The following is a 12,619-nucleotide window of genomic DNA, read 5'->3' as shown; positions in this document are numbered from 1 at the left end:
CACACGTTGTTCAGGGCCGGTACGGACCGGCCTGATTGTTTACCTGCTGTTCCAGTGCTTTAAAGCATCCAACTTTGTTAAGCAATTCCATCATGACAAATAGCGGTCCAATCAGCAGCCCCATCAGATCATCCGCAAAAGCGGGTTTCTTCCCTTCAAAATAATGTCCTATAAACTGGATAACCCAGCCAATGACAAATAACCCGAGCCCCGTGACATAAAACCAGACAACGTCCAGGCCTGCATGTGTGGCTGCATCGAATGCCAAAGTAACGGCCCCCTGACAAATCAACAGAAAGGCTATCATCCAGCTGCCAAGCGTGGGCGACAAATATAAGTAGTACATACTAGTCAGCAGAATTAAGCCGCCAGACAAGCTCAGTTGCGTCTGAAAAACGCTTCCCAATGGCCAGAATGTCATCCAGACAACGGCAAACACAATCAGTGGGACGCCAACAAAGTGGGTCGCAATGTTGCGCTTATCTCTGTGGTACAAGGCGTAATTGACCAGGTGTTGCTCAAGTGTTTTCATCTTTCTAGTTCTTTTGAGTAATTACTTTATTTTATAAAGCAACAATCTGCTGAAAAAGTCAACACTGTACCACTATGTGGCCTACACAACGGTCCGGGAAGGAAAAATAAAAATGCCGCCAGGCGACTGGCGGCATAAATCACTGGGTTATCAACGGTGATGAACACTGTCTGTCATCTCCGTTATCTACTACTGTAGACCAAAGAAAAAAACAAACAAGATAAAAACATAAATTTAACCAAAACATAACCTATCCGACATTCCTGAATGCCGTCCGGCTTGCGCTTGCATAGACAGTTGTAATACTTGTGGCTGACAATTGAGCTCCAGATGTCGCTTTGCGCGTGTAATTCCTGTGTACACCAACTGGCGATTTACCCCTTTGCCTGCACGCTGAATAGGCGGCAAAATAAGCGCGGTATAATCAAACTCCGACCCCTGCGACTTGTGGATCGTCATGGCATATACCAGCTCATAACTGGGCAGCCTCGCCGGGTAAAAGTGCCTGACAGTATTTTGCTCGTCGATAAAGGTTGCGTAGAGCTGATCTTGCTCATCAGGCAATAGAATACCAATATCGCCATTAAAGAGTTTTAGCTGATAATCATTTTGCGTGATCATAATCGGCATCCCGGCATAGAAACGGTTAAACGGCGCAATCAGTCCACGCTGAGCAAGCTTTTGTTCAATTCGCTTATTCAGCTCAGAAACACCATAAGGACCCTCTCTGACAGCAGCCAGCAGCTGATATTGACTAAACAGCCCGTGCACCTCCTCTGGCTCTCGTTTATCCACAATGGCTGCCAGGTATCGACTGTAATGATCAGCCGCTCGCTCCAAAAGCGCGTTGTATTGACTCACACTCAGCCCATAAAAACTCAAATCGCTGAAGCCATGGTTGATCACCTGTTGCAGTCGCTCGGGCTGGTTATGATTCACCGCACTCGCCAGCTGGCCGATCCCACTGTCACTTTTAAAGCGGTGGCTTTGTTGCAAAAACGCCGTGGCGTCAGCCAGTGCATAACACGTTGCTTTACCTTTTAATAAGGCTTGCCCAGCAAAGCACACCTGATTTAAAAACGCCGCACGGCTGGCGGTATAGGCGGGTTGTGATCCCAGTTTCAGATGATTACACAAATCGCTCAGAATGCTCCCCGTATCGACCGAAGCCAGTTGATCTTTATCGCCCAACAGGATCAATCTGGCATGGGAAGGTAATGCCCTGACCAGCTTGCTCATCAAGGCCAGATCCACCATAGATGCTTCATCTACTATCAGCAAATCGATATGCAGCGGGTTTTGTTCATGATGAATAAAACGATTGGTATGTGGGATCACGCCAAGCAAACGGTGCACTGTTTGCGCCTGTTCGGGGATCAGAGTGGCCAGTTCGGGGGCCAACGCCAAACGCCCTTTCGCCCCAATAATTGATTCGCTGAGCCTGGCAGCCGCTTTGCCGGTTGGAGCCACCAGCTTGATACTCAGTGGCACCTCGGTATACAGAGATTGCAAGATAGCCAATAACTTAGTCACGGTGGTGGTTTTACCGGTTCCCGGACCTCCAGTGATCACGCAAAACCCGCTCGATGCAGCCATTGCACAAGCGACCTTTTGCCAGTCTACCCCCTCAGCATTGCCACTGGGAAAATACTGATCCAGCAACCCACTTAATTGTGATTCATTCAGTTGGATAGGTTGCCGGGCCATCTGTAAAAAACGACTACTCAGGTACGCTTCATATTCTGCTAATCGCGCCAGGTATAACCGGCCTGAAAATAACCTTAACGGCTTGTTTTCTCCTACCGCAGGGTGTGATTGCAACGCACCGAGGGCAGCATCCGGACTATCAAACGGCGTGTAGGGCAAAGTATGCGCTGCGCCTGACATACCCGCAAATACCGTCATCTCTTCAGCACTCAACGAAAAGGGGTTCTGCCAGTCGATGTCTGCCAGCAATAAACAGGTATGCTGACTTTGTTCAGCCCGTTGCAGCAACAAAACAAGATAGAATACCGCATCATACTGCTCCTGACACAACAGCTTTGCCAGGGCGACATCGGCAGCACGCACGCGCTGGGTATGTACCAGCAGCGCAATATATGCCTGGTGATCCAAATCATCAGACTGAAATTCAAACATCCCCTGTGTCATTATTGTTCTCCCGCATCAAATAAGGCGTCCAATTGCAATAACGTTCTTTCATCCAGTTGCGTAAAGAAGCAACCGGCACCGTCTGGTAATGCACGCAAAAACAAATAATACACGCCGCCGAGGTGCTGCTGAGGGCTGTAGTCTGTAAGACGGTGCTTTAGTAGTCGATGTAAAGCAACAGAATAGATCAGATATTGAAGATGGTATTGATGCGAGCTCATCGCCAGGGCCAAATTGTCAGCCTGATAGTCTGCCGCCGTGTCACCCAGATAATTTGATTTATAATCGAGGATAAAATATCGCCCCTGCCAGACAAAAATCAGATCGATAAAGCCTTTTAACATGCCCTGCACCTCATCAAAGCGCAAATGGCTGGGCACACCTGTGATTTGCGCAACCAATTTATTTAGCCGGGTATAGGACAAACGTTTCAGGGGTAGCTGAAACTCCATTTCTACCAGGCAGTCAGATACTGACAACTGACCCAGAGTCAGCTCTGGTAAGGGCATTAGGGGCGCATTTAAACACCCCTCGATCCAATGCTCAAGCGTTTCCTGCCAGACAGTGTCCAGGTGATATTTCTCCAGGCAAGTCTGAGTCGCCTCGGCCAGAGTCAGTTTGTCCGGCCGGGTGGGCGCGTGTGGCGCTGTGAAATCAATCTGCTCAAAGATTTCGTGTAAACAGCTCCCCGCCCGGGCACCTTTCACAAAAGTATAAGGGGTGTAACGCTTGATCACACTGGACTCAGGCAAATCTATTTTATGGTTTTCATCCTGTGCACCCACAGGCCGATCAGCACTTGTCTCATGATAACTCAGCTGACTAAAGCTGGTCATTCGCCAGTTTTGTTCAATCACCACTTCGACGGCTCGACTTTGCAAACGCTGAGGTGACTCTGTCCGCTCTGGTTGATAAACACAAGGTGCGACCTGCAATGACTGATAAGCCATCCCCTCATGGACTGAACATAAGCTGCGTAGCTGTTCATGCCACTGTGTAGCATCGGTAATTTTATCGGTGCCAAACAGCACGTGCCCTAGCGCACATTGCTGGATCCCTGGCTTTTTGCTGCGCCCCAGTGGCAAGTTATACAAACCGAGGCTGCAAAAATGAATCGCCCGTGTTAACGCCACATAAAGCAGCCGAATATCCTCTGCAAGGCGTTCCCGCTCAGCGCTTTGCTGTGCGCTATCGTCGGCATCCAAATCCAGCACCAACTCCCCATTATCATGGTAAATTGCTTCGCTGGCCTCCCGATAAGCACTGGCAAAAGGCAGGTAGACCAGCGGGTATTCCAATCCTTTAGAAGCATGCATTGTGACAATTTTAACCAGATCGGCGTCACTCTCCAGGCGTAACTGGGTGCCCTCATAGCTAGGATTAGCGCACTGAGATTGTAACCAGCGCATGACCCGCTGCGTTCCTTCAAGTTCGATCTGTTTATGTTGCAACAACTCGGCAAGGTGGCGATAATCAGTCAGCCAGCGCTCTACTTCAAAGCCAGCTTGCTGCCACAGTCTGACTAATTGGTTGTCTACCAGTAAAGACTCCAAAGTTGCCATGACTCCCTGTTGATACCAAAGCTGTTTCAAGTGGGCAAACTGCATCAGATAACGCTGCCACTGCCCTTCCTGGGTACGCAATGCAAAAATTTGCTGTTCACTCAATGCAAACAAAGGCCCGGCCAGTACGCCACGCAAAGCGGCTTCATCATAACTGCCATGCACCACGTGTAATAACTGCCACACAGCAACGGCCACGGGCTGCGAAAAAACACTGTCCCGGGCCAGGTATACGCTGCTCACGCCTGCCGCCTGTAAAGCGTGCTTAATAACGCCCGCTTCTCCCCTGTCACGAACCAGTACACAAATATCTGCTGCCAGCACAGGTCGCTGACCTATACAAGCATGCCCTTGCTGAGCCTTTGTGAGGATCTGCGCAATCTGTGCGGCAAATCCCTGCGCCAGCAGTGGGTAGGCCGTGGCTTTGGTCGTAACGGGCGAATCGTCGTCCTCGAGTACGTTGAATTGCAGGGCCGCAGGTTCAACACCATCCAGGGTAAACGTATTGTCGGCGTCTTTACCTGCCGCCTCAACTTCAATAAAAGGTATGTCGCGATTGAATATAAAACTATCTGCCTGCGCAGTAAAAATCGCATTCACGGCAGCAACTACCCGCTTGGCTGAACGATAGTTCTTATCCAGTGTGAATTGCCGGGCTTCGTCGACCTGATGTTTGGCACCGATATAGGTGAAGATGTCCGCCCCCCTGAAGCCATAAATGGCCTGTTTCGGGTCGCCTATCATGGTCAGGCCGCAACTGCTGTCAGTGCCATAAACACGTGAAAATATGCCAAACTGGATCGGATCTGTATCCTGAAACTCATCAATCATAGCGACCGGATAGAGCTGTGCAATTTTCTCTGCCAGCGCCTCACCTTGTGCGCCATGCAATGCTTGATGCAAATTCTGAAGCAGATCATCCGGCGAGATCAGGCTGTGTTCGAGCTTAGCCTGCGCCATCAAAGCGCGCACTTCATTCAATGCATGTTGCAATAACGCAATAGGCAGCCCCTTTGCAACACTTTGATGTAATTGTGCCATTTCATCAAACCAGCTCATCGCCGGATGCACAATCGGCTTACCCGTTTTAGTGTAGTTCTTCGGATCACTTAATTGCGCTTCTCCCCATAAAGCAAAGGAATGTTTACTGGTACCAAACTCAAAATACCAGCCATCCCCCATACAGTAGTCGATTAACGCCTGGATATTGGCAGGTCGTCCGGGCGCTTTATTCTTCGCAATGCCAGAGTCGCGCAGCACCTGAAAAAAGTCTGAGTTTAACAGTTGCTGTTTAAACTTATCTGCACGGCTTTGATATTCGGCCCTTTGCGCCAGCACAACTGCCAGATCCAGTTCTGGCTGTAATCGAGCGTCACCGCGCTTGAGCAAGGGATAGAGGCGTTTTGCCAGCGCCTGTGGGTGAGAGAAATGTGATAAAACCAGCTCAGTTTTGTCTGAATCTAACGGGTAAACAAAGCGCCGCCAGTGATCCTCCACTGCCGCGTTAAATAACTCGCTGTCATCCAGGATAAATTCCAAATTAAAGCTGAGGTTAGATTCAAATGCATGCTGCTTGAGCATACGCTGGCAAAAGCCGTGAATAGTAAAAATGGCCGCTTCATCCATGGACTTAGCGGCAGCATCCAGCAAGTGATACGCAGCTTCCTGATCAGCCACTTGTGCCAGCAACTCAATGATCAGCGTGTCATTGCATTCGCTACCCAACAAAGCATCCCGTGCCTGCACGATCCGTTTGCGTACCCGATCTTTGATCTCCTGAGTGGCAGCATCGGTAAACGTCACCACCAGGATTTGCTCAACGCTAAGGGGGGTAGTTTGGGTCTGGTTATCAATTAACCCCAGTAAGTAACGCAAATACAAACCTGTGATGGTATAAGTTTTGCCAGTTCCGGCACTGGCCTCAATCAGGTTATGGCCCGACAGAGGCATGGTTTGGGGATCAAGCCGTCTCATAGCGGGTCTCCTGTGCAAGATCAATAAGGGGAGTCAGTAGATCACTACTCAACTGAACAAACTCAGCTTCACAAGCCTGTAAAGACGGGAAGCTCAAAGCGACATAAGGATCTTCACTGTCACCAAACCCTATGTACTGACCACCCACAAATTTATTCAGGGCTTTGCTCATATCTTGCGTTTTACAATATTCGTAACTGGTGGCCGGGAAAAACGGCACAGCCCGGGTAACCAGCTGGGCATAAAACGCCAGCCATTTTGACAGCTGCTTATGTGCCTCATCATGGCCAAGCGGCGCAAACACAACTTGCTCGTCCAGCCCATAAATATGAGTTTCTATATCTTGGGTCACGCAGTTAGCTATCAAGTGCATCAGATAGCCACGGATCCGATCTTTACCTTTGATGCTGGCTGTACGATAAAATACCTGTTTGCTCTGATAGACATTGGCAAGCCAGCCGAGTAACTGGGTTGTACCAATTTGCAGCGATACTTCTATGGGTTCCACATGCTCCGTCATAACGTCTTTTAAACGCCCCGACATGGCAGCAACACGCCCTTTGAGCTTTTGCAGTTCCACCACCCCCACATTGGCCTGTGGCAGCTGAGCTCGCTGCAGCAGCTGGGCTTCAGGCAAAGGGGCATCGTTCAGTTCACTGTGCAAAATTTCATCCAGATATTGATAGCGCGTCAGAGGGTCTAAGGCAAATGGTTCACTGTCTGGTGTGTCCTCTTCCAGCATGACCAGACGTACGCCCAGCGTATGCTGATAAAACCAGCGCTGCGGTGCCAGACAAGCGCGCAAAAAATCGGGTAATTCCAACTCTTCAGCCAACTCAACCTCAATAGCAGACTCGGTGTTCTGTTGCGCCACTTCAGTGTGTTTCTCACTGTTTGACGGGCACCAGTTGGGATTGAAACTGTGCAAAGTGCCTGGCAGATAATGCTGATTGCTGAACGGCTGCAAAGGGGCCTGACGATATACCTGCTCACTGGGTTTGAGTGACTCATCAGGATAGCAAAAAGCGCGGTCCAGATATTCGCATAACTCGCTGACCAGAATGGACGGTACCTGAGGCTCATTGTTATAACATGAGCGTCCCAGGTAACTGATATAGAGATGCTGGCGTGCACTGAGCAACGCTTCTAAAAACAAATAACGGTCATCCAGCTTACGCGAGCGGTCACCTTTACGACGACGCGAATACGGCACTAAATCAAAACCAATGGGTTGCACTTGTCGCGGATAATCGGCGTCATTCATACCCAACAAGCAAACAACTTTAAACGGCACCGCCCGCATCGGCATCAGGGTACAAAAGTTCACCGCACCGGCCAAAAACCTTTGTCCGACGCCCTTATCTTTTATTCCCTGACGAACTTGATGCAACACAATTTTAGCGTCAACGGCACCGGCAAAATCGCCATTCTCATGGTGCTTTTCCAGTCCGTCGATCACCTTATGCAACTGCATCAGATCCCAGCTCTGCTCTGTGTCCTGATCGTAAAAGTCTGCCAGCATCTGTCTCAACACTGCGCATTTCTCATCGAGCGGTGTCGCGACTAATAGCTGCTCGCGCGCCTGCGCCAGCGCTTCAATAAAAGCAATGAGCTTGCTCAATGTATTCACTGCCATGCCTTCTACCGCGTCTGCCGGGTATATCTCATTATACGCCGTCAGTTCATCGGCACTGGCAATACCCAAAAGCAATCGTTTAAGACCATGCTGCCAGGTATTGAGGGCAATTTCCGGCAATCCATAATCACCTTTATGTTCACCATTGAGTCCCCACTTTACAGCCACCTGCTGAAGCCAGGTCTGGATCTGAACAAACTCGCTCTGCTCAACAGCAAAGCGGTTACTGATGGGTTCAACCCCCAACAGGTCCAGTATATCCGACACACTAAAACGACTAAATGGCAGGCCAACCAGTGTTACAAACGAGTTCAGTACAGGCTTTTCTTGATCTATGCTCATATCGGCCAGTGCAAAAGGTATTTTTCTCACCCCTGATGCACTGCCAAATACGGCTTCAATATAAGGACTATAAGTGCCTACGTCTGGCATCATGACGATGATGTCTTTTGGCGTCAGTGTCGGGTCTTCATGAAACAAACCCAGCAAATGATCATGCAACAGCTCAACTTCACGCAAAGGGGTATGGCAGTCACACAGTAGTAACGAGCTGTCAGCCTGCTCTATGGTCAGGCGCCCTTGGGCACTTACGTACCAATTTGGATCATCGACCAGGGATTCCCCCTTAAAAGCAAGTTGATATATTTCCCGCTGTAACTGAGCCAGCAAACTGTCGCCAAACTGGTCAACAAAGCCATCCAGCCATCGTGCATCAGTTTGTAATAGCTGCTCCAGATAATCTCGGCCTAGCTTACCCCAGGAGGACAACAAGGGGTTGCCCGTATTGTAATAGCTGGCTTCCCCGGATTGTTTTTGCAGCTGGGCATCCACTGCTGGCCTTACCTGATACTTGGCAAGGATCTTAGCCTGGGTTTTCTCATCAACCAGATCGCCCCAATAGTGCTCACTGGGATTAAAAAAGAACAATATGACATCACTCTTTTGCGCCAGTGCAGTAAATATCTCTAACTGGTTAGTCGCCATGGCAGAAAGACCGAATATGCAGATCCGCTCAGGTAAGGTTGTCGGGTCGGCTTCGGCCAGTTTTGTCAGCAATTGCTGGTGCATATTTGCCCGGTTATAGGGGCTTTGTCCCAGCTGGTGGGTGTGTGCTACCAATATCCGCCACAGATCAGGTTGCCAGGGCGCGATATTAATATCGACATCCTCAAGCGTATCCGTGCCTTGCTCCCACTGTTCTAACCAGTTTGGCCGGTACATCAAATATTGGTCATACACGTCGGCAATTTTCTCACACAACGCAAAGCGCTTTAGCTCACTTTGTGACTGGTCACAGGCATCCTCAAGGTAAGCTCTGAGCGGCTCGTAAAGCGGATTTGAGAGCTGCTGTGGCAGCAAAGTGAAAAGCTTCCAGCTCATGTTATTTTTATTAAACGGGGACTCTTTTGGCACATCTGGCAGAAACTGTTGATACAGCTGCCAGATAAAACTCAGTGGCAACGGAAACTCAACCTGTGCGGCATACCCAATATCCCGGCTCAGTCCATTCTTGAGCCACTGAGACATACCTGGCGACTGCACCAGTACAATGTCATTGGCAAAAGGATCCGTAAGCGGAGCCTGCTTCAATAATGTCGTAAATTGCGCTTGAAGGGCTTCCATGCGATTTGATTGGATTATATGCAACATAATGATGTCTCTGGCTTTTTAACCAAGTATTCGGGCTTTGGTCAGTGTAAGAGATTTCGCAGGCTAATATCAACGTGCCTGATTGCCTGTAACCTGAGGAAAATGAGTAAAGGGCGCGGTAACTGAATGATGTTACCGCTGAATGTGCGAGCCGTTTAGAATAAGTCGATCCCGGAGCCTTCGTCATGACGCTCCAGTTTATGTTCATTTAACAGCGCCTCAAAAAACGCCAGCTGATCGCGGCCATTTTCTTTTGCATAATACAAAGCTCTGTCTGCATTCTCTAATACATTGATTGGGAAATCATAAGGGCTGATCCGCGCAAGCCCGGCACTGACAGTCAGCTTCTTAACAAACGGAAAGTGCGTGTTACGAATAAGGGCTAAGAACTTTTCTAATTTTGCCTCGATGGAAGCCTGATCTGTGGGTTCAAACACTAAGACAAACTCTTCGCCGCCAAAGCGAAATAACAGATCCGTTGAGCGGAAAAACTGCTGCATTTTTTGCGCAACCAGCAGGAGTACTTCATCACCGCAGACATGACCATAGTTATCGTTCACTTGTTTGAAATGATCTATGTCTACCATAGCTAGCCAAGACGTAGCGCCCTGATGGAATGTACGTGGGTCCTGGTCATCGCGAATATGGCGGTTTTGTTTTATGACCTGTTTCTCTAACAGCTGCTTGAGTTTTTTCTCAAAGGTCTGACGATTCAACAAACCGGTTAGCTTATCCCGCTCATTTTCGTGCAATATGGTCAGATAATTTTCGTAAATACGCACAAAGGCGTTAAGCAGCACTTGCTCGCTACTGTCCAGACCACCTGAGTGTACTTCTATTGCACCCACCGGTGTTTCATGGATGTTGATAGGCAACCAACGCTTTTCTATGCCGTCTGCACTTTGCACCGTAATAATGCAGGAAGACTGCAAACAAGAAATCAACTCAGACTGTGGTTGCTCAATTACTTGCCTGTCAAGCCATTCAAATTCCCGCTCACCATGCATGGTTAATCCAATACTTCGCTCTACCGCAAGATCTTCCTGAGTATTAAAGTTTTTATACACACACAGATGCTTACACCCTACCAGCTCCTGAATCGTCGAAAGCAGACTGTATTCGAGTGAATCTATGTCTCTTGTTTTAGTTATTTTGATGACTGAATTGAGAAGTTCTTCTTGCATTAGATATTCACAGACTCGATTAATGCCGAATATAGTAACGGCTTTTTAGCCAAGTGTGTACTACCAAGTGTAGCATCACCAGAAACTATTAGACGCTATGACAGGAAAAAGTAAAACGCAAAAAGGCGTCCGATGGACGCCTTTTTTAAATTAGGAATGGCGGAGAGAGAGGGAGTCGAACCCTCGATACGCTATAAACGTATACACGAGTTCCAGTCGTGCGCCTTAAGCCACTCAGCCATCTCTCCGCACTGTAGCACCGCTAAGGTGCGGCGCTAATACTATGAAAAGTGTACCACTTTAGCAAGTAATTTTTGTAAAAACACGGCTAAGTGCTTAGTATCTAAGCAACTTGACCTACTTTTGCAAACTTGCTGAGAAGTCCAGCATGCGATTCAATGAGCGCAAAGCACCTTCACGTAGTTCCATATCAACGAAGACTTCTTTGCCACTTGGATCGATCAACGCTTCTTCTATGGCTTTGAGACCATTCATCGCCATCCACGGACAATGCGCACAGCTCTTACAGGTTGCGCCTTCACCCGCAGTAGGTGCTTCAAAGAATTCTTTTTCAGGACACAGCTGCTGCATTTTGTAAAAGATACCACGGTCAGTCGCGACAATGAATTTCTGATTCGGCATATCCTGCGCAGCTTTAATCAACTGGCTTGTTGAACCAACGGCATCTGCCAGGTCAACAATTTCAGCCGGCGATTCGGGGTGTACCAATACTGCAGCATCCGGATGCAATGCCTTCATGTCTTTCAGTGCCTTGGTTTTAAACTCATCGTGAACGATACAAGCGCCGTTCCACATGATCATATCCGCACCGGTTTTCTTTTGAATGTAAGAACCCAGGTGTTTATCAGGGCCCCAGATGATTTTCTCACCTTCAGAATCCAGATGCTCTACAATCTCCAGTGCACATGAGGAAGTAACAATCCAGTCGGCACGTGCTTTCACCGCGGTTGAGGTGTTTGCATACACAACCACTTTTCTGTCCGGGTGTTGATCACAAAACGCAGAAAACGCATCGATAGGACAGCCCACATCCAGTGAACAGGTTGCTGCCAGAGTTGGCATAACAACGGTTTTTTCTGGTGTCAGGATCTTGGCTGTTTCACCCATGAAGCGCACACCGGCAACGATGATCATATCAACATCTTGTTGCTTGGCACCAAAACGCGCCATTTCCAGTGAATCAGCGACACATCCGCCCGTTTCTTCAGCCAGAGCCTGAATCTCGGGATCGGTATAATAATGGGCAACCAAAACGGCGTTCTTTTCTTTTAACAACGCTTTAATTCTGGTTTTATATTCGGCTTGTTCCTGCTTAGTTAAAGGGGCAGGTTTTGGAGGAAAAATATAATCCTCCGGCATAATTTGTTCTGCTAGACTCATTCTCTCGACCACTAGTCCACATATACGGGATATTCGCGAATTATACGAAAATCGGGGCGATAATCCTAGTTGAAGTCGGTATTTTGAAGGAATATTTAAAAGATTATGATAAAGAAGAGAGGTAACAAGAATGGTGGGTCATGATGGACTCGAACCATCGACCAATGGATTAAAAGTCCACTGCTCTACCAACTGAGCTAATGACCCGCTCGAAAGTTACTTAAGTAATACACCAAATTTGAAATGGTGGGTCATGATGGACTCGAACCATCGACCAATGGATTAAAAGTCCACTGCTCTACCAACTGAGCTAATGACCCGCTCGGTGTTAAAGTGCCATTAAATCGTCCTGAAGATTGGGAACGGCTATCGGTTAGCGTCGTCGTCCTGACTCGCGTTCGAAAACTGCGAAGCGGTGCTTCGTTTTTCTCACCCAACTGAGCTAGTCGCACGCTGTCGAACAATTTCCGTTCAAACATGGTGCTCAGGTCTATTCAAATAATGCACAAGCGCCACTATCTGCATCAGT

Annotated in this window: 6 protein-coding genes and 3 tRNA genes; all 9 read right to left on the bottom strand. The window is 48.4% G+C overall.

The window, feature by feature from the left end:
• Positions 1-10: 10 nt before the first annotated feature.
• The 9 genes from IY568_RS22940 to IY568_RS22900 all read right to left on the bottom strand — a co-directional run bounded on the left by IY568_RS22940 (position 11) and on the right by IY568_RS22900 (position 12,410).
• Positions 11-532, bottom strand: a complete 522-nt coding sequence (locus IY568_RS22940; RefSeq protein WP_194868809.1) for a DUF962 domain-containing protein — start codon at positions 530-532, stop codon at positions 11-13.
• 234 nt (positions 533-766) lie between these two features.
• Complete coding sequence (recD, locus tag IY568_RS22935) at positions 767-2,683, bottom strand: exodeoxyribonuclease V subunit alpha (RefSeq protein ID WP_194868808.1); 1,917 nt, start codon at positions 2,681-2,683, stop codon at positions 767-769.
• The gene (gene recB / locus IY568_RS22930; protein WP_194868807.1) at positions 2,683-6,219 is read right to left on the bottom strand and encodes an exodeoxyribonuclease V subunit beta; all 3,537 of its coding nucleotides are present in this window, start codon (positions 6,217-6,219) and stop codon (positions 2,683-2,685) included. Before recB ends, recD begins: the two co-directional genes overlap by 1 nt.
• Positions 6,206-9,505: an exodeoxyribonuclease V subunit gamma gene (recC, locus tag IY568_RS22925; RefSeq protein WP_194868806.1), complete on the bottom strand. Its 3,300-nt coding sequence runs from the start codon at positions 9,503-9,505 to the stop codon at positions 6,206-6,208. Before recC ends, recB begins: the two co-directional genes overlap by 14 nt.
• Positions 9,506-9,660: 155 nt before the next feature.
• Positions 9,661-10,689 carry a GGDEF domain-containing protein gene (locus IY568_RS22920; protein ID WP_194868805.1) on the bottom strand — a complete coding sequence of 343 codons (1,029 nt, stop codon included), beginning with the start codon at positions 10,687-10,689 and terminating at the stop codon, positions 9,661-9,663.
• 157 nt (positions 10,690-10,846) lie between these two features.
• Positions 10,847-10,937 (bottom strand) — tRNA-Ser (locus IY568_RS22915).
• Between the two features lie 109 nt (positions 10,938-11,046).
• Entirely contained in the window at positions 11,047-12,090 is a 1,044-nt protein-coding gene (nadA, locus tag IY568_RS22910) for a quinolinate synthase NadA (protein ID WP_194868804.1), read from the bottom strand.
• Positions 12,091-12,221: 131 nt separating this feature from the next.
• A tRNA-Lys gene (locus tag IY568_RS22905) sits at positions 12,222-12,297 on the bottom strand.
• 37 nt (positions 12,298-12,334) lie between these two features.
• Positions 12,335-12,410: transfer RNA gene (locus IY568_RS22900), tRNA-Lys, on the bottom strand.
• Positions 12,411-12,619 lie beyond the last annotated feature (209 nt).

Origin of the sequence: Pseudoalteromonas sp. PPB1 (assembly GCF_015356275.1) — a bacterium.
Classification (GTDB): Bacteria; Pseudomonadota; Gammaproteobacteria; order Enterobacterales; family Alteromonadaceae; genus Pseudoalteromonas; species Pseudoalteromonas rubra_D.
Note: the sequence above shows the minus strand (reverse complement) of the source record. Positions and strands in the feature narration are given on the sequence as shown.